Below are 18180 nucleotides of genomic sequence, written 5' to 3' on the forward strand. Positions count from 1 at the left end.
CAGTGATCTAAAATTATTAATTAGAATAAAAAACAAAAGAAACAAAAACACAATGAAAGTAACCTTAAACAGAGTAAACGACGATTTTCATTTTAAATTAAAAAATGAACGCGGACATATAGTTGACGTTGACAGCAGAGCCGAATTTGGCGGAAGCGATTTAGGTGCAAGTCCGATGGAATTGGTTTTAATGGGAGTTGCAGGATGCAGCGCAATTGATATGATTTCGATTTTGAAAAAGCAGCGTCAGGAAATCACTTCTTTTAATGCTGAGGTTGAAGGAGAACGAGTTCAGGTTGGAGAAGCAAAACCTTTTAAGGAAATTGATGTCGTTTTCTATTTAGAAGGCGAAATCAATCCGGAAAAAGCTAAAAAAGCAGCACAACTTTCTTTCGAGAAATACTGTTCAGTAGCCAAAACTGTTGAGCCGACGGCAACAATTAAGTACAAAGTGGTTTTAAATAACGAAGCTTTGTAAATAAGAAAATTGTTCAATTAGAAAATGATTCCATTCGATAATTTTTAAAATGAACATAAATAATTCTATGTTTTGAATTTTTAACTCAAGGTAAAAACTTGAAACCTGAAACTTGAAACAAAAAAACAAAAACACACACAATGAATATAGAAGATTTGGGTTTTGAAACACAAGCCATCAGAACACATTTAGAAAAAACACAATTTCAGGAACATTCAACTCCTTTGTATTTGTCTTCAAGTTTTATATTTGAAGATGCAGAGGATATGAGAGCTTCTTTTACAGAAGAAAAAGTCCGTAATATATACTCTCGTTTCAGCAATCCGAATACAACAGAATTTGTAGATAAAGTCTGCGCAATGGAAGGAGCCGAAGCGGGTTATGCTTTTGCAACGGGAATGGCAGCAATATATTCGACTTTTGCGGCTTTACTGGAATCCGGCGATCATATTGTTTCTGCAGGAAGCGTATTTGGTTCAACTCACGCTTTGTTCATGACTTATTTTCCGAAATGGAAAATTGAAACTTCGTATTTTGATATCAATAAACCGGAAACAATTGAGAGTTTTATTCAGCCAAATACTAAAATTCTGTATGCTGAAACTCCAACAAATCCAGGTGTAGACGTAATTGATTTGGAGCTTCTTGGTCAAATTGCCAAAAAGCACAATCTAATTTTAATTATCGATAACTGTTTTGCAACGCCATACATTCAGCAGCCAATTAAATATGGTGCACATATCGTGGTCCATTCGGCAACTAAATTGATGGACGGACAAGGACGCGTTTTAGGAGGAGTTGCCGTTGGTGATGCAGAATTGATTCGTAAAATATATTTATTTTCTAGAAATACAGGACCGGCAATGTCACCATTTAATGCTTGGGTTTTGTCAAAAAGTCTAGAAACTTTGGCTGTTCGTGTAGACAGACATTGTGAAAACGCGCTAAAAGTGGCTGAATTTTTAGAAAGTCACCCGAATGTAAACAGTGTAAAATATCCGTTCCTGAAATCACATCCGAAATATGAAATTGCCAAAAAACAAATGCTTTTAGGCGGTAATATTATTGCGATCGAAATTAAAGGCGGTCTTGAAGCAGGAAGAAAATTTTTGGATAAAATTAAATTATGTTCTCTTTCTGCCAACATTGGTGATGTAAAAACAATTGTAACGCATCCCGCATCAACAACACACAGCAAATTGTCTGAAGAAGATCAATTAGCAGTGGGAATCACGCAGGGCTTAGTTCGTGTTTCTGTTGGTTTAGAAACCGTAGCAGACGTAATTGCAGATTTGAAACAAGCGCTTGATTAATTTTAGATTTTAGTCCTGATCCCGATGCTTCGGGACGGGACAGATTTTGGATTTCACTTAAACTTATATTGATAACGATTTTTGATAGTAACAAGCGGCTATTGAAAATCGTTTTTTTTATTTTGATTTAGCGTCATTTTTAAATAAGATAGATTAAGTAGAGTATAAGTCATTTAAAAAGTATATTTTTGTTTTCTAATAAATTTAGAGGAGTAATAAGAGTAAAATCTGAAGTCAACAATCTAAAATCTAAAATACAGTACGTGCTTTCAAAGAAAACAAAATACGGAATTAAAGCTTTAACCTATTTGGCCAGAAGAGAGAATAATGAACCGGTGCAGATTGCTGAGATTGCTAAAAGTGAGCATATTTCGATTAAATTTTTAGAAAGTATTTTATTGCTTTTGAGAAACTCCGGTTTTCTGGGTGCTAAAAAAGGAAAAGGCGGGGGTTATTATTTGATAAAAGATCCCAAAGATATCAGTATGGCAAAAGTTTATCGAATTCTGGAAGGTCCGATTGCCTTATTGCCTTGTGCCAGTCATAATTTTTACGAAAGATGTGACGACTGCGATGATGAAACTACCTGCGCAGCACGCCGTTTAATGACCGAAGTAAGAGATAATACACTTAAAATTCTCGAAAGTAATTCCCTGGCAGACATCGCTTTTTAGTTTAAACCATATAAGTTATATAAGTACATTTTAGTTTCCTGCAAGGTTTCCAAAAGCTTGTAGGTATAATTTTTACAACTGAATAGTATAAACTTTGACATACCTACAAGGTTTTGGAAACCTTGCAGGAGAATTGATGCTAATGAAAAAAAATTAAAATATCAATTTATATCCTGCAATAAAAAGCATAACTGCAATTGCATTTCTTAAGAATTGATCCGGAACTTTACCACTTAACATACTTCCCATATAAATTCCTGGAAGTGATCCCATTAATAATTGTCCTAATAGAGCTAAATCCAGATTTCCCATAGAAGCGTGACCAATTCCTGCCACTAAAGTTAAAGGGACAGCATGTGCAATTTCGGTTCCAACCAATTTTGGAGTTGGTAATAAAGGATAAAGGAAAAATAAAGTTACAGTTCCTAAAGCTCCCGCGCCAATTGATGTTAAAGTAACAGTTGCACCCAGTAAAACTCCAATTGCAATAGTCAGCATATTTTGAGTGGTACTTTCGCTGTGAAATTTATCTCCGGCGTGTTTTTGAGAGTATCTTAATATTCTTTGTTTGAATATAATGGCAATTGAGGTAAACAATAAAGCCCAGCCTAAACTCTGTTTAATAACACGATTTATGGTTTCAATGTCTGTTTTTATGCTGTGTAGAATCCATAAAGTAATCAGGGCAGCAGGGACACTTCCTAAAGTAAGCCATCCTGTAATTTTCCAGTTGATATTGCCTTTTTTATTGTGAACAAATATACCGCCGGCTTTAGTAAATGCGGCATAAAGTAAATCGGTTCCTACAGCGGTTGTAGGCGGAATATTAAAGTATAATAATATTGGCGTCATTAAAGAACCACCGCCAACACCTGTTAACCCAACAATAAAACCTACTACCAAACCCGCAATGACAAGACCAATCTGAAAATCCATAAAAAAAATTTGCGTAAAAATACAACATTTTTATAATTATCCTATAGATTTGGTAGAGATTAAATGTGTATTTTTGTAAATCACAAAATAGGATTGTCCTGTTACAATCTGATAAACCCATGTATAATTTGTTAAATTAATAAGTAATCACCTCTCTAATGTCTCCCATGCTGGTTTAAAGGAAATAACTACTGCAAAAAAGTAAATTTATTGTTTTGATATTTCAAAATATATGGTACATTTGCAAAGTAATCTACTAAGCCGATAGGGTAATGGATTTTGGAGATAAAAAAATCTCAGAATATGGAAAATGAACTTAAATTAAACAATACTTCGATAAAAGCTAATGGTGCTTTTTCTAAAGAAAAATTATGGGTAATTATACCTGTAATTTTATTGTTGGGTTTAGTAGGTACATTAATTTATAATCATCATGCCGAATTTTCGTGGAATGGTTTAATTCAGGGGCTTGACGAAAATCTTTTGGCATTTTTCTTAATTGGCGTTTTCGCACAATTGGTAGACGGAGCTTTAGGAATGGGTTATGGAGCAACTTCTACGTCATTTCTGCTGGCTTATGGAGTGCCGCCGGTTGTGAGCAGTACAGCAGTTCACGTTTCCGAGATGTTTACGACAGGAGCATCAGCGCTGTCGCATCATCGTTTTGGAAACATCAATAAAAAACTAGTAAAGCATTTGTTGATTCCGGGAGTTTTAGGATCGATTACAGGAGCTTATTTATTGTCTGATGTAATTAATGGAGATCTAATTAAACCTTTTATTGCGGTTTATATGATAGTTTTGGCGGCCATCATTATAAAGAAAGCTTTAAAGAAAAATGTTGAGAAAAAGAAAACCAAAAAATTAGGTGTTTTAGCTGTTTTTGGTGGTTTTATGGATTCCGTTGGAGGCGGAGGCTGGGGTCCGATTGTGACTTCGACTTTATTAGGAAGAGGAAGAAATCCGAAATATACAATCGGTTCTGTTAATGCGGCTGAGTTTGCCATTTCGTTTGCTAGCGGAATCACTTTCATGCTTTTTGGAGGAATCCACGGTTGGCAGGTAATCATCGGATTAATATTAGGCGGCGTAATAGCAGCACCGATAGCGGCATTTTTAGTAAATAAAATTAAAAGAAAACCAATGATGATTGCGGTTGGAATCTTAATCATCTTATTGAGTTTAAAAACATTATCTAAATTGTTATAAAGATTTAGAAAGGAAAGAATATGAGTGCGACAATTGTAGAGTCATTATTAGAACAAACAAAAGATTTTTCGTTAGAACAAACGTTACGTTTTCTGGCAGAAAAATATCCAAATCAGGTAATTTTTTCCACTTCATTTGGACAGGAAGATCAGGTGATAACTGATTTCATTTTCAAAAATGATATTGCTATTAAGGTTTTTACTTTAGATACAGGAAGGTTATTTCAGGAAACCTATGATGTTTTTCACAGAACATTAAAAAAGTACAAAAAACAAATAGAGGTTTATTTTCCGGAAGCAACAGCGGTAGAAAATTTACTTCAGACAAAAGGCCCGAACAGCTTTTACGATTCGGTTGAGAACAGAAAAGAATGCTGTTTCATCCGAAAAGTGATTCCGCTTAGAAAAGCTTTAGCAGGAAATGCAGTCTGGATTACAGGTTTAAGAGCCGAGCAATCAGAAAACAGACACGATTTAAATCTGTTTGAATACGACGGAGGTTTTGAAATCATTAAATTCAATCCGTTATTAAAATGGACTTTAGAAGAAGTAGAAAATCATCTGAAAGAATTTAATGTTCCGCAGAATGCTCTTCATAAAGAAGGTTTTGTAAGCATCGGATGTGCGCCTTGTACAAGAGCAATTTTCCCAGGCGAAGATATCAGAGCCGGAAGATGGTGGTGGGAATCAAGTCATAAAGAATGTGGGCTTCACAGTGCGAAAAAAGACTAAGAAGAAGAAAGAAGCTAGAGGCAAGACTTCTTCAAGAGAATAGAATATAGAGAATAGAATAAAGAGTGAAGATTTTAGATTAGGTAAAGCTTGAAACTTTAAACCTGAAACAAATTTCACAAATAAAATATCAAACAAAAACAACAATGAGTTCAGTATTAAAAACAAACGCTTTAGAGAGTGAAGCAATATACATTTTCAGAGAAGTAATTTCACAGTTTGACAAACCGGTTTTACTTTTCTCTGGAGGAAAAGATTCTATAACATTAGTGCGTTTGGCACAAAAAGCATTTTTTCCTGCTAAAATTCCGTTTCCTCTATTGCATGTTGATACGGGACATAATTTTCCTGAAACAATTGCTTTCAGAGATAAATTGGTTGAAGAATTAGGGTTAGAATTGATCGTTCGTAATGTTCAGGATGCTATTGATGAAGGAAAAGTAGTTGAAGAAACCGGAAAATATTCTAGTAGAAACAGCTTACAAACGACTACACTTTTAGATGCAATCGAAGAATTTAAATTTGATGCTTGTATAGGCGGTGCGCGTCGTGATGAAGAAAAAGCAAGAGCTAAAGAACGTATTTTCTCTGTTCGTGATGATTTCGGACAATGGGACGAGAAAAATCAAAGACCTGAGTTGTTTGATATTTTGAATGGAAAAATCGAAAATGGTCAAAACGTTCGTGTTTTTCCAATTTCAAACTGGACAGAATTAGATGTTTGGAGTTATATCGAAAAAGAAAATATAGAGATTCCTTCGATCTATTTTTCACATAAAAGAAAAGTTTTTTTGAGAGACGGTTTAATCTGGTCGCATTCTCCTTTTGTGTACCAGGAAGAAGACGAACAAATCGAAGAAAGAATTGTTCGCTTCAGAACCGTTGGAGATATGAGTTGTACAGCGGCTGTTGAATCTTACGCAGCGACAATTGAAGAAGTTGTAGGCGAAATCAGATCATCAACAATCTCAGAAAGAGGAGCCAGAATCGATGATAAAAGATCTGAGGCCGCGATGGAGAAAAGAAAACAACAAGGATACTTTTAATAAGTTAAAAGTTAAGAGTTAGAAGTTAGAAGAATCAAAAAACATAACAGAATAAAGTTTCGAGAGAACATTAAACCTGAAACTTTATCCCGAGGCTTCGGGAGAAACAAAATATAAAATGGACGTTTTAAAAATAGCAACAGCAGGAAGTGTAGATGACGGAAAAAGTACTTTGATCGGAAGATTATTGTACGATACAAAATCGTTGACAACAGATAAAATCGAAGCAATCGAGAAAAGCAGTAAACAAAAAGGATACGATTATCTTGATTTTTCTTTGGCTACAGATGGTTTAGTAGCAGAAAGAGAGCAGGGAATCACGATTGACGTTGCACACATTTATTTTTCTACTGCAAAGAAAAGTTACATTATTGCCGATACTCCGGGACACGTAGAATATACGAGAAACATGGTTACAGGAGCTTCGACTTCTCAGGTTTCTATTATTTTGATCGATGCCAGAAAAGGTGTAATTGAGCAGACTTACCGTCACTTTTTTATCAATAATTTATTGAGAGTAAAAGAGGTAATCGTTGCCATCAACAAAATGGATTTAGTTGATTATTCAGAAGAAGTTTTCAATAAAATCAAAGCAGATTTTCAGGCCTTAAATGCAAAAAGTACTTTCAAGGAACAAAATGTAAGTTACATTCCATTAAGTGCTATTAATGGTGGAAACGTGGTGGACAAATCAGAAAATATGCCTTGGTACGACGGACAAACTGTTTTGGAACATTTAGAAGGATTACATTCTCATGATGTTTACGAAGCAGGAAAGGCACGTTTCCCGGTTCAGACTGTTATTCGTCCGAAAACGGAAGAATATCACGATTTTAGAGGTTACGCTGGAAAATTATATGGAAATTCTATTAAAGTTGGAGATGCGGTAACGGTTCTTCCTTCATTAACAGAATCAAAAGTTTCAAAAATTCATTTCTTCGATAAAACATTTGATGAAGCTGTTGCAGGTTCATCGATTACAATAGAATTGGAAAATGATATCAATGTAACGAGAGGTGATATGATTGTAAAATCAGATGAGCTTCCAAAAATTGAAAAAAATATTACAACAACAGTTTGCTGGATGGACAGCAAAAAACTGGTTGCCGGCACAAAATATTTGATACAACACAATACCAACAGAGTTTTGGCAAAAGTAGAAAGTATTAAAAATACAATCTCAACTGATTATTCAGGGACAAAAGAAGCTTCGCAATTAGCGATCAACGAAATCGGAGAAGTAAGTATCAAACTAAGTAAACCTTTATATTTTGATGCCTATAACGACAACAAATCAAACGGAGCTTTTATTTTAATTGACACTGCAACAAATACAACTGCAGGAGTAGGATTCATTAGGTAAAAACCTGCTGTAAGCAATAAGCTTTAAGCTGTAAGCTTTTAGCAAAAAATGGATGATAAATTATGAAATAAGCTTAAGGCGCATTGCCAAAGCTTAAAGAAAGAAACCACAAAGTTAATAAAGCTTAAGGCGTACAGCTTAAAGCTTAAAGCGTAAAAGAAATGGAAAGTTTTAGAACAGAAATAGAAAATCCGATCGTACAAAAGGAGATCATCGATTTAGAGAAAAAAATTCACTTATTCCGTGGAGGAAAAATTGATGATGAGCGTTTTCGTAGTCTTCGTTTGGCGCGTGGAATTTACGGACAACGCCAGGAAGGTGTACAAATGATCCGTATAAAATTGCCTTACGGTAAAGTAACCAGCGAGCAATTGGTACGTATCACAAAAGTTTCTGACGAATATTCTACTGGGCGTCTGCACATTACGACGCGTCAGGATATTCAGATTCACTATGTAAGTTTAGACAGAACTCCTGAGCTTTGGGCAAATCTGGCTAAAGACGATATTACATTGCGTGAAGCTTGTGGAAACACCGTGAGAAATATTACAGGAAGCGAATTGGCCGGTGTAGATGTAAACGAACCATTTGATGTTTCGCCTTATGCACACGGCATGTTTCAATATTTGTTGAGAAACCCAATCTGTCAGGAAATGGGACGTAAATTCAAAATTTCGTTCTCTTCTTCAGACGAAGATACGGCTTTGAGTTATTTACACGATTTAGGATTTATTCCGAAAATTAAAGACGGGCAACGCGGATTTAAAATCATGTTCGGAGGAGGTTTAGGATCTCAACCGGCACATGCTGAATTACTTTCAGAATTTGTTCCGGTAAACGAAATTATTCCAACAGCTGAAGGAATTATCAGGATCTTTGATAGATACGGAGAACGTGCCAAAAGAATGAAAGCACGTATGAAATTCTTAATTAAAGAAATCGGAAAAGATGTCTTTTTAGATTTAGTTGAAAAAGAGAAAAAAGCAATCGCCTTTGAAACGTACGAAATAGATACAACCGCTTTTGACGGTCCGATTCCGGAACCCTTATTAGCTGTTCCGCAAGTTACAATTGAAGACAAAGAAGCTTATGAAACATGGAAAGCTTCAAATGTAATTGCACAAAAACAAGCCGGTTATTACGCTATCGGAATCAAAGTTTTATTGGGAGATTTTTATACCGATAAAGCCAGAGCATTAGCCGAATTAATTAAAAATTACGGAGCCAATGAATTACGTTTTTCATTGCGTCAAAATATTGTAATCCGCCATATAAAAGAAGAGAATCTTCCTTTCTTTTATCAGGAATTAGCCAAGTTGGACTTTGTTCATTTAGGCTATAATTCAACGATGGATATTACAGCTTGTCCGGGTACAGATACTTGTAATTTGGGGATTGCAAGTAGTACCGGTATAGCTGAAGAGTTAGAAAAAGTAATCAATGCTGAATATCCTCAGTACAAAAATAACCAGGAAATCGAGATTAAAATTTCGGGTTGTATGAATGCCTGCGGACAACATAATATGTCTGCAATTGGTTTTCAGGGAATGTCTATCAACTCAGGAAAATTAGTAGCGCCAGCGTTGCAGGTTTTGTTGGGTGGAGGAAGATTAGGAAACGGAGAAGGACGTTTTGCTGATAAAGTAATTAAAATTCCAAGCAGAAGAGGACCAGATGCATTACGTACAATCCTAAATGATTTTGATGCAAATGCAAACGGAGAAAAATTCCTTAATTACTATGATGCAAAAGGAGAGAAATATTTCTACGAAATCTTAAAACCTTTCGCAGATGTAACCAACCTTACAGAAGCTGATTTTATCGATTGGGGTAACGCAGACAATTATGTAAAAGCGGTTGGAGTTGGAGAATGTGCCGGAGTTGTAATTGATTTGGTTGCTACTTTATTATTAGAAGCAAAAGACAAATTGACTTTCGCTCAGGAATCTTTCGATGAAGGAAAATGGGCAGATGCGATTTATCACGCTTACGCAGGATTTGTAAACGGTGCAAAAGCATTGTTACTTTCTGAAAATGAAAAAACAAACAACCACGCGGGAATCGTTGATTTATTTGATAAGGTTTTTGTTGAAAGCGCTAAAATTGGTTTGCCGACAACGTTTAACGAATTGGTTTATCAAATCAATAAAAATGAACCAACGGAAGCTTTTGCAAAACAATACATTGAAGAAGGAATTGCATTTTTTGCAATCATAGAAAAATACAGAGCACAAGAATTAGCAAATGCATAATACCATAAAACCCAAAGTAACTTTAGTTGGCGCCGGCCCTGGAGACCCGGATTTGCTTACGCTAAAAGCCGTAAAAGCACTTGCTGAAGCGAAAGTGGTTTTGTACGATGCACTTGCCAATGACGAAATATTAGAGTACGCACCCAAAAATGCCATCAGGATTTTTGTTGGAAAACGAAAAGGAAATCACAGTTATACGCAGGATCAGATTAATCAATTGATTGTTGATAACGCGCTGACTTATGGGAATGTTGTCAGACTAAAAGGTGGAGATCCGTTTATTTTTGGCAGAGGAAGCGAAGAAATAGAATTCGCAGAAAGCTTCGGAATTGAAACAAAAGTAATTCCCGGAATATCTTCGGTAGTAGCAGTTCCGGCAAGTCTCGGAATTTCTATTACCAAAAGAGGCGTTTCAGAAAGCTTTTGGGCGATCACCGGAACAACATCCGACAGAAAATTATCTGCAGATGTTGCTTTGGCATCAAAATCGTCAGCAACTGTTGTGATTTTAATGGGAATGCATAAACTGAACGAAATTGTTGCATTATTTCAACAAGAAAATAAAGGCGATTTGCCCGTAGCGATCATTCAAAACGGAACAACAACAGAAGAAAAAGTGGGCGTTGGAACAGTAAATTCTATTGTAGAAATTGTAAAACAACAAGACCTGAGTTCGCCGGCAATTATTGTGCTTGGAGAAGTGGTTAAAGCCAGTCATAAACTAAAAGGTTTCTACGAAGAATTTCTATCCAAAGAAATCGCAAAATAAAAACATAGCCCACGGTTTCAACCCTTGGAACGATAGGATTGAACGCGCAGCACATAAAAATCGGATTTTAATCCGACCAAATATTGTAACGTCAGATTTTCGTAATTTCGACGAACAAAAAATTAAAATGGAACAAAACGAATTATATCCGATATTTTTAAAACTCCACAATCTAAATGTCTTGATTGTTGGCGGAGGAAACGTTGGATTAGAAAAGCTTTCTTTTTTATTAAAGTCGAGTCCAAATGCCAATGTTGAGGTCGTGTCGAAAGACTTTCATTTAGAAATAAAAGTTTTAGCAGAAAAGCATCCATCAATAACATTAACGCAGTCGAAGTTTAAGAAAAGAATGCTCAAAAAGCGCCACATGGTAATCGCCTGTACAGACGATTTAGAAGTCAATAAAAAAGTATACGATTTAGCAAGAAAGCGTTATTTGATTTGCAACATAGCCGATACGCCAGATTTATGTGATTATTATCTGGGCGGAATCGTAACAAAAGGAAATGTAAAAATTGCGATTTCGACCAACGGAAAATCGCCCACAACGGCAAAAAGACTTCGCGAATTTTTTGAAGAAGTCATTCCGGAAGATATCAATGAAATGGTCGAAAACCTCAATGAATACAGAAAAACGCTAAAAGGTGATTTTGAAGATAAGGTTAAAAGAATGAATGAAATCACGGCTTCATTAAAGAATAAGGAGTAAAAACAGAATAGCAGGGAAATCAATGATAAAAATCATTGTCAATAGAATAAATTATTCGTTTCTTTGTGTTATTAAGAATGATTATAAACAACAACCATAATGATTAAAACAGATATACTTATAATTGGAGCAGGACCAACAGGTTTATTTGCCGTTTTTGAGGCAGGATTGTTAAAATTAAAATGCCACATTCTGGACGCTTTGCCACAGCCGGGCGGACAACTATCAGAACTTTATCCGAAAAAACCAATCTACGATATTCCCGGATTCCCGGAAGTATTAGCAGGCGATCTAGTTGACGGATTAATGGAACAAATTAAACAATTTGAACCAGGTTTTACATTAGGAGAACGTGCTGAAACAATCGAAAAGCAGGAAGACGGAAGTTTTATCGTAACCTCAAATAAAGGTAAAAAATTCCATGCGCCGGTTATTGCAATCGCCGGAGGTTTAGGTAGTTTTGAGCCTCGTAAACCGCTTATAGAAGATATCGAGTTTTATGAAGATAAAGGAGTAAAATATTTCATTAAAAATCCGGAGAAATTCAGAGACAAAAGAGTGGTTATTGCAGGAGGAGGAGATTCAGCATTAGACTGGTCAATTTTCCTTGCAAATGTAGCTTCAGAAGTAACTTTAATTCACCGAAGAAACGAATTTAGAGGAGCTCTTGATTCTGTAGAAAAAGTACAGGAACTAAAATCAGCCGGAAAAATTAAACTAATCACTCCGGCAGAAGTGATCGGAATCAATGGTGCAGAGCACGTAGAATCGTTGGATATCGAAGAAAACGGAGCACACCGTAAAATCGAAACCGATTATTTCATTCCGCTTTTCGGACTAACTCCAAAATTAGGACCAATCGCAGACTGGGGATTAGAAATTGAGAAAAATGCAATCAAAGTAAACAATGCCTTGGATTACCAGACTAATATTCCGGGAATCTTCGCAATTGGCGACGTAAATACATATCCTGGAAAGTTAAAGCTAATTCTTTGTGGTTTCCACGAAGCTACTTTAATGTGTCAGGCCGCATACGCCATTGTTAATCCAGGTAAAAAATATGTATTGAAATATACAACAGTTTCAGGAGTAGACGGTTTCGACGGAACACGTAAAGAAGCGCCGAAAGCAGTTGTGAAAGCGATTGTTTAATCTGAGGTGCTAAGGTTCTAAGTTGCTAAGCGACTAAGTTTTTAAATAGTAAGCCCAAACTTTTTTAAAGTTTGGGCTTTTTATTGCGGCAAATTTAAATTCAGAATTCAAAAACTTAGCCTCTTAGAAGCTCAGAAACTTAGAGTCTTCAAAAAAATCACATTAACTTAATCTCGCTTCCTTTTTCGTCAGGTTAAGGCATAGTAACTTTGTAACATAAAATAAAAATTGGTCTTGCATTTGAAGAATTAAAATAAAAATGCTAACTTGAGACATGTATTAAAAAATTATCTACTATGAACAATTGGAGTGAGGAAAAATTACCAGAAGAAAAGGCAAAAATTGAAAATGAGATAAGAATGGCAGAAAATGAAATTACAGATCATCAGGAAGTCATGAATACATTTTTAAATTGGGACAGAAGTTTTTAAACAAACATTCTGGCAAAGGGAACCATACGCTCAAATCGTTGAGTTGAAACCGAAAAAAATCAAACAAAAGCTCCAACTTGAAATAAAGTTGGAGCTTTTTTTGTTTCCAAATTTCAGGCTTAGAAGCTTAGTATCTCAGCGACTTAGAAACTTTAAAAAACACTTGCAATTGTTGTGCGTATGTCGTTACTTTGCACCGTTCATAATTTTATTGACAGTTATCACGAAAGGCGGAGGGATAGACCCAATGAAACCTTAGCAACCCTTTACCATAAAGAAGGTGCTAAATTCTACTTTATACTATAAACACAGTATTTAAGATAGATAACACAAATACAAAAAGTATTTCTCAAAACCTTTCCTGACAACATTACAACATAATTTCACCGAATAATATTTAGTGAAAGGAGCGAATCATTGGCGCATTTTTGCCGTCATGGGTTCCCGCTGTCCACAATATCTTTTATTCTGTCCCGATGCTTCGGGACCAGAATAAAAGGATATTTGCTCCCATCGGGGCTAAAGAGCCAGCAATTGTGAACTTTTGGAAACAAATTAAAACAAATCATTTGAGTTCAAACCTGACGGGTTTTAAAAACCCGCCAGGTTTAACTGCAAGATTAAATTTTAAAAAAAGCTTAGTGTCTTAGCGTCTTCGTGGCAAAAGACAAAATAATATGTCAATAAAAGAAGCAATAAAAGAAAGAATCCTGATCCTCGACGGAGCAATGGGAACCATGTTACAACGCTACAACTTCTCAGAAGAAGATTTTCGTGGTGAACGTTTTAAAGATTTTCCGCATCCTTTAAAAGGAAACAACGATTTATTATCCCTGACACAACCACAGGCCATTCGCGCTGTACACGCCGCATATTACGAAGCCGGCGCAGATATTGTAGAAACCAATACATTCTCGGGAACCACAATCGGTATGGCCGATTATTTCATGGAGGATCTGGTCTACGAATTAAACTACGAATCGGCTAAAATTGCCCGTGAAGTAGCAGACGAATTCACCGCTAAAAATCCGGCAAAACCACGTTTCGTAGCAGGTTCCATCGGACCAACAAACCGTACGGCAAGTATGTCGCCAGACGTAAACGATCCGGGTTACAGAGCCGTTACGTTTGACGATTTAAGAATCGCCTACAAACAACAAGTAGAAGCTTTATTAGACGGAGGCTGCGATCTACTTTTAGTAGAAACAATCTTTGATACTTTAAACGCAAAAGCTGCGCTTTTTGCCATAGAAGAAGTAAAAGACGAACGTAATATCGATGTGCCAATCATGGTTTCAGGAACGATTACAGATGCTTCAGGAAGAACGCTTTCCGGGCAAACTGTAGAAGCGTTTTTAATCTCAGTCTCGCATATTCCGTTATTGAGTGTTGGTTTCAACTGCGCTTTAGGAGCCGATTTGTTGAAACCCTATTTAAAAACATTAGCACAACATACACAATTCAATGTATCGGCGCATCCAAATGCAGGATTGCCCAACGCATTCGGACAATACGATGAAACACCAGAACAAACTCAGGCTTTCATCAAAGAATATTTAGATGATAATTTAATCAACATAATCGGTGGATGTTGCGGAACAACACCAGATCATATTCGATTAATGGCTGAGGTTGCTAAGGATTATAAGCCTAGAGTGGCGCCGGTTTTAGCATAATTTAACTTATTAGGAAAAATACTTATGCTAAAATACAGACAAATTCTTTTGGTTTTTATTTTGCTTAATTTTTGTTCGTGTGATAAATTAGATACAAGAGAATTGATTATTAAAAATAGTTCTCACAAAATAATATATAGCATTTTATCCGAAAATGATAGTATGAATAATTCAGGCTTTTATTATGAATATCAAGATGATTTTAATGAAAGTAAAAGAGGAGATTATGATCCCCCATTTATTTTTGAGGAAATAATGAGTGGGAAAATGAGTGCAAATCATGATAGACCTAGATATTGGGATAATTATTTTCAAAATTTAGAAGATAAAAAAGCAAGGTTGTTTGTAGTAGAGAAAGATAGTGTAGATAAGTACAGTTGGAAAACAATTTTTGCCAAAAATATTTATAGTAAAAAATATTTTATCACTCTTGAGAAATTGGATAGTCTTAACTGGCAGATCGAATATAAAGGAGATAATTGAGAAAAGAAAGATAATGAATCTCTTATGAAACCTAAAACCGCGTGAAGGATAGCAGTGGAAAGCTCACAGCCTGACGAAGGAAGAGTGAGGACTTGCAACGGATAGCCCGGTTCGCCGCGGCGAATCACGCCCAAAATAAGATTATTAGAAAACGTAAAGACCTACAAGGTTTTGTCCCGAAGCCTCGGGAGCAGGAAAGAAATAAAGAATAAAAAAACTCAGAATCTTAGTATCTAAGAATCTCAGTAACTTAAAAGAAAATGACTGAAAAAAGAAGAGACCTTGTATTAGCAGGATTAGAACCGTTGATTATTACGCCGGAAAGCGTTTTTGTAAACGTTGGTGAGCGTACAAACGTAACGGGTTCGCGAAAATTTCTGCGACTAATCAAGGAAGAGAAGTATGATGAGGCGCTTGACATTGCAAGACAACAGGTAGAAGGTGGAGCACAGATCATCGACATTAATATGGACGAAGGAATGCTGGATGGTGTTACTGCCATGACGAAATTTCTAAACTTAATTGCGGCGGAACCGGATATTTCCCGAGTGCCGATTATGATCGACAGTTCGAAATGGGAAATTATCGAGGCGGGTCTAAAAGTAGTTCAGGGAAAAAGTGTCGTAAACTCGATTTCGTTAAAAGAAGGAGAAGAAGCTTTTATTCATCATGCTAAACTGATTAAACGTTACGGGGCGGCAGCAATTATCATGGCGTTTGACGAAGTAGGTCAGGCCGATAATTACGATCGTCGTGTTGAAATTTGTCAGCGTTCGTATGATATTTTGGTGAACCAGGTTGGTTTTCCTCCACAGGATATTATTTTCGATTTAAATATTTTCCCGGTGGCAACGGGAATGGAGGAACATCGCTTAAATGCTTTGGACTTTTTTAGAGGAACAAAATGGGTTCGCGATAATTTGCCTCACGCACATATAAGTGGTGGAGTGAGCAACGTTTCGTTTTCTTTTAGAGGAAACGATCACGTTCGTGAAGCGATGCACTCAGTTTTCTTATATCACGCCATCAAAAACGGAATGACAATGGGAATCGTTAACCCAGAAATGTTGACGATTTACGATGATATTGAAAAAGATTTATTAGAACACGTAGAAGACGTAATTCTTGACCGACGCGATGATGCTACAGAAAGACTTTTGGATTTTGCAGAAAATGTAAAAGGCGAAGTAAAAAGCGATGAAAAAGCAATTCAGGAATGGCGTTTAGGTTCGGTTCAGGATCGTATTACACATTCGTTGGTAAAAGGAATTGATGCTTTTATTGAAGAAGATGTAGAAGAAGCACGTCTGGCAGCGACAAAACCAATCGAAGTGATCGAAATCAATTTGATGACGGGAATGAATGTCGTTGGAGATTTATTCGGAAGCGGAAAAATGTTCCTGCCTCAGGTAGTAAAATCGGCTCGTGTAATGAAAAAAGCCGTTGCTTATTTATTGCCATTTATCGAAGCCAGTAAACAAGCCGGAGACAAATCCGGAAACGGAAAAATCTTAATGGCGACTGTAAAAGGTGACGTTCACGATATTGGTAAAAACATCGTTTCGGTGGTTTTGGCTTGTAATAATTACGAGATTGTAGATTTAGGTGTAATGGTTCCTCCAGAGAAAATCATTGCAGCGGCAATTGAACATGAAGTTGACATTATCGGCTTAAGCGGATTGATCACGCCTTCGCTTGACGAAATGGTTTACTTAGCCAAAGAACTAGACAAACAAGGAATAAAAATCCCGATTATGATTGGCGGGGCAACCACTTCGCGTGCGCATACGGCCGTGAAAATCGCGCCTCAGTACAGAGAAACGGTAATTCACGTAAACGATGCTTCCAGAGCCGTTACGGTTGCAGGGAATCTGTTAGATCATAACCGAAAAATATATGCAGCAGATATTCGTGCAGAATACGATTCGTTTAGAGAAACGTTTTTAAATCGTTCGAGAGATAAAAACTTCCTGACAATTGAAGATGCGCGTAAAAATAAATTGCAATTGGATTGGTCTGAATATACTCCGACGAAACCAAAGAAAATTGGCACACAAACTATCGAAATTGAACTGGATGTTTTAGTTCCGTATATCGACTGGACACCATTTTTCCAGACTTGGGAATTGTATGGAAAATATCCTGCAATTTTGACGGATGAGGTTGTGGGTGAACAAGCAACTTCTGTTTTTGCAGATGCTCAGGCGATGCTTAAAGTAATTCTGGAAGAGAAAAAACTAAAAGCAAAAGGTATTTACGGAATTTTTCCATGTAACCAGGTAAATGACGACGATATCGAATTGCGAGATGAAAACGGAAAAGTTTTAGAGAAGTTTTTGACTTTGAGAGTTCAATCTCAAAAAACAAAAGGCGCTCCAAATCCAGCTTTAGCCGATTTTATTTTGCCAAAAGAAAGTGGTATCGACGATTATATGGGGGCTTTCTGTGTAACAACCGGTTTTGGTGTTGACGAATGGGCTGCAGAATACGAGAAAAATCTTGACGATTATAATTCGATCATGGTAAAAGCATTGGCAGATCGTTTTGCTGAGGCTTTCGCCGAATATCTTCACGAGAGAGTACGTAAAGATTTCTGGGGTTATGATAAAGAAGAATCTTTGACCAATGAAGAATTGATCAAAGAAAATTATAAAGGAATCCGTCCGGCTCCGGGTTATCCAGCTTGTCCGGATCACTTGGAAAAACCAACGATTTGGAAGCTTTTGGATGTTGAAAAACAAATCGGAGTAACCTTAACAGAAAGTATGGCGATGTGGCCGGCTTCTTCTGTTTCCGGATATTATTTTGGAAATCCGAAAAGCAGGTATTTTGGCCTCGGAAAAATCAAAGAAGATCAGGTTATAGATTACGCCAAACGCCGAAATGTACCGCTGGATTACGCAATGAAATGGTTAAATCCTAATATAGCAGACTAAATATAGTCATAAAGTCGAAAGT

The 18180-nt window shown here is 36.4% G+C and carries 16 protein-coding genes and 1 riboswitch; of the genes, 15 read left to right on the forward strand and 1 reads right to left on the reverse strand.

Annotated features, from left to right (window positions below):
* Window positions 1-52: 52 nt before the first annotated feature.
* From ABEB31_RS05245 to ABEB31_RS05255, 3 genes are all read left to right on the forward strand, one after another.
* The gene (locus ABEB31_RS05245) at window positions 53-478 is read left to right on the forward strand and encodes an OsmC family protein (RefSeq protein WP_347050304.1); all 426 of its coding nucleotides are present in this window, start codon (window positions 53-55) and stop codon (window positions 476-478) included.
* A 140-nt stretch (window positions 479-618) separates the two neighbouring features.
* Complete coding sequence (locus ABEB31_RS05250; RefSeq protein WP_347050305.1) at window positions 619-1791, forward strand: trans-sulfuration enzyme family protein; 1173 nt, start codon at window positions 619-621, stop codon at window positions 1789-1791.
* A 263-nt stretch (window positions 1792-2054) separates the two neighbouring features.
* Window positions 2055-2465: an RrF2 family transcriptional regulator gene (locus ABEB31_RS05255; protein ID WP_125722103.1), complete on the forward strand. Its 411-nt coding sequence runs from the start codon at window positions 2055-2057 to the stop codon at window positions 2463-2465.
* A gap of 153 nt (window positions 2466-2618) precedes the next feature.
* On the opposite strand, the gene ABEB31_RS05260 is transcribed toward ABEB31_RS05255, so the two are convergent.
* Window positions 2619-3401: a sulfite exporter TauE/SafE family protein gene (locus ABEB31_RS05260; RefSeq protein ID WP_347050306.1), complete on the reverse strand. Its 783-nt coding sequence runs from the start codon at window positions 3399-3401 to the stop codon at window positions 2619-2621.
* Window positions 3402-3704: 303 nt separating this feature from the next.
* Between ABEB31_RS05260 and ABEB31_RS05265 the strand changes: the two genes are divergently transcribed.
* From ABEB31_RS05265 to metH, 12 genes are all read left to right on the forward strand, one after another.
* The gene (locus tag ABEB31_RS05265) at window positions 3705-4610 is read left to right on the forward strand and encodes a sulfite exporter TauE/SafE family protein (protein WP_347050307.1); all 906 of its coding nucleotides are present in this window, start codon (window positions 3705-3707) and stop codon (window positions 4608-4610) included.
* A gap of 20 nt (window positions 4611-4630) precedes the next feature.
* Window positions 4631-5341, forward strand: a complete 711-nt coding sequence (locus tag ABEB31_RS05270) for a phosphoadenylyl-sulfate reductase (RefSeq protein WP_347050308.1) — start codon at window positions 4631-4633, stop codon at window positions 5339-5341.
* A 146-nt stretch (window positions 5342-5487) separates the two neighbouring features.
* Window positions 5488-6387 carry a sulfate adenylyltransferase subunit CysD gene (cysD, locus tag ABEB31_RS05275; protein ID WP_012023580.1) on the forward strand — a complete coding sequence of 300 codons (900 nt, stop codon included), beginning with the start codon at window positions 5488-5490 and terminating at the stop codon, window positions 6385-6387.
* A 118-nt stretch (window positions 6388-6505) separates the two neighbouring features.
* Complete coding sequence (locus tag ABEB31_RS05280) at window positions 6506-7750, forward strand: sulfate adenylyltransferase subunit 1 (protein ID WP_347050309.1); 1245 nt, start codon at window positions 6506-6508, stop codon at window positions 7748-7750.
* 161 nt (window positions 7751-7911) lie between these two features.
* Window positions 7912-10002, forward strand: coding sequence for a nitrite reductase (locus ABEB31_RS05285; protein ID WP_347050310.1), 2091 nt, complete (start codon window positions 7912-7914; stop codon window positions 10000-10002).
* Entirely contained in the window at window positions 9995-10771 is a 777-nt protein-coding gene (cobA, locus tag ABEB31_RS05290; protein ID WP_347050311.1) for a uroporphyrinogen-III C-methyltransferase, read from the forward strand. Before ABEB31_RS05285 ends, cobA begins: the two co-directional genes overlap by 8 nt.
* Window positions 10772-10898: 127 nt before the next feature.
* Window positions 10899-11480 carry a precorrin-2 dehydrogenase/sirohydrochlorin ferrochelatase family protein gene (locus ABEB31_RS05295; RefSeq protein WP_347050312.1) on the forward strand — a complete coding sequence of 194 codons (582 nt, stop codon included), beginning with the start codon at window positions 10899-10901 and terminating at the stop codon, window positions 11478-11480.
* A gap of 99 nt (window positions 11481-11579) precedes the next feature.
* Window positions 11580-12632: an NAD(P)/FAD-dependent oxidoreductase gene (locus tag ABEB31_RS05300; RefSeq protein WP_347050313.1), complete on the forward strand. Its 1053-nt coding sequence runs from the start codon at window positions 11580-11582 to the stop codon at window positions 12630-12632.
* A gap of 296 nt (window positions 12633-12928) precedes the next feature.
* Window positions 12929-13063, forward strand: a complete 135-nt coding sequence (locus ABEB31_RS05305; RefSeq protein WP_347050314.1) for a hypothetical protein — start codon at window positions 12929-12931, stop codon at window positions 13061-13063.
* A gap of 215 nt (window positions 13064-13278) precedes the next feature.
* Window positions 13279-13394: riboswitch (SAM riboswitch) on the forward strand.
* A gap of 346 nt (window positions 13395-13740) precedes the next feature.
* The gene (locus ABEB31_RS05310; RefSeq protein WP_347050315.1) at window positions 13741-14739 is read left to right on the forward strand and encodes a homocysteine S-methyltransferase family protein; all 999 of its coding nucleotides are present in this window, start codon (window positions 13741-13743) and stop codon (window positions 14737-14739) included.
* A gap of 24 nt (window positions 14740-14763) precedes the next feature.
* Window positions 14764-15222 carry a hypothetical protein gene (locus ABEB31_RS05315; RefSeq protein ID WP_347050316.1) on the forward strand — a complete coding sequence of 153 codons (459 nt, stop codon included), beginning with the start codon at window positions 14764-14766 and terminating at the stop codon, window positions 15220-15222.
* A gap of 260 nt (window positions 15223-15482) precedes the next feature.
* Complete coding sequence (gene metH, locus ABEB31_RS05320) at window positions 15483-18158, forward strand: methionine synthase (RefSeq protein ID WP_347050317.1); 2676 nt, start codon at window positions 15483-15485, stop codon at window positions 18156-18158.
* The last annotated feature ends 22 nt before the right edge of the window (window positions 18159-18180 follow it).

The organism is Flavobacterium olei (assembly GCF_039749035.1).
Taxonomy (GTDB): domain Bacteria; phylum Bacteroidota; class Bacteroidia; order Flavobacteriales; family Flavobacteriaceae; genus Flavobacterium; species Flavobacterium olei.

Excerpts from the sequence above, each read along its gene's own strand:
- ABEB31_RS05280 (WP_347050309.1), top strand. The coding sequence starts at position 6,506 with ATGGACGTTTTAAAAATAGCAACAGCAGGAAGTGTAGATGACGGAAAA.
- ABEB31_RS05295 (WP_347050312.1), top strand. The coding sequence starts at position 10,899 with ATGGAACAAAACGAATTATATCCGATATTTTTAAAACTCCACAATCTA.
- ABEB31_RS05310 (WP_347050315.1), top strand. The coding sequence starts at position 13,741 with ATGTCAATAAAAGAAGCAATAAAAGAAAGAATCCTGATCCTCGACGGA.
- ABEB31_RS05250 (WP_347050305.1), top strand. The coding sequence starts at position 619 with ATGAATATAGAAGATTTGGGTTTTGAAACACAAGCCATCAGAACACAT.
- ABEB31_RS05265 (WP_347050307.1), top strand. The coding sequence starts at position 3,705 with ATGGAAAATGAACTTAAATTAAACAATACTTCGATAAAAGCTAATGGT.
- ABEB31_RS05285 (WP_347050310.1), top strand. The coding sequence starts at position 7,912 with ATGGAAAGTTTTAGAACAGAAATAGAAAATCCGATCGTACAAAAGGAG.
- ABEB31_RS05315 (WP_347050316.1), top strand. The coding sequence starts at position 14,764 with ATGCTAAAATACAGACAAATTCTTTTGGTTTTTATTTTGCTTAATTTT.
- cysD (WP_012023580.1), top strand. The coding sequence starts at position 5,488 with ATGAGTTCAGTATTAAAAACAAACGCTTTAGAGAGTGAAGCAATATAC.
- ABEB31_RS05270 (WP_347050308.1), top strand. The coding sequence starts at position 4,631 with ATGAGTGCGACAATTGTAGAGTCATTATTAGAACAAACAAAAGATTTT.
- ABEB31_RS05305 (WP_347050314.1), top strand. The coding sequence starts at position 12,929 with ATGAACAATTGGAGTGAGGAAAAATTACCAGAAGAAAAGGCAAAAATT.
- cobA (WP_347050311.1), top strand. The coding sequence starts at position 9,995 with ATGCATAATACCATAAAACCCAAAGTAACTTTAGTTGGCGCCGGCCCT.
- ABEB31_RS05300 (WP_347050313.1), top strand. The coding sequence starts at position 11,580 with ATGATTAAAACAGATATACTTATAATTGGAGCAGGACCAACAGGTTTA.
- ABEB31_RS05260 (WP_347050306.1), bottom strand. The coding sequence starts at position 3,401 with ATGGATTTTCAGATTGGTCTTGTCATTGCGGGTTTGGTAGTAGGTTTT.
- metH (WP_347050317.1), top strand. The coding sequence starts at position 15,483 with ATGACTGAAAAAAGAAGAGACCTTGTATTAGCAGGATTAGAACCGTTG.
- ABEB31_RS05245 (WP_347050304.1), top strand. The coding sequence starts at position 53 with ATGAAAGTAACCTTAAACAGAGTAAACGACGATTTTCATTTTAAATTA.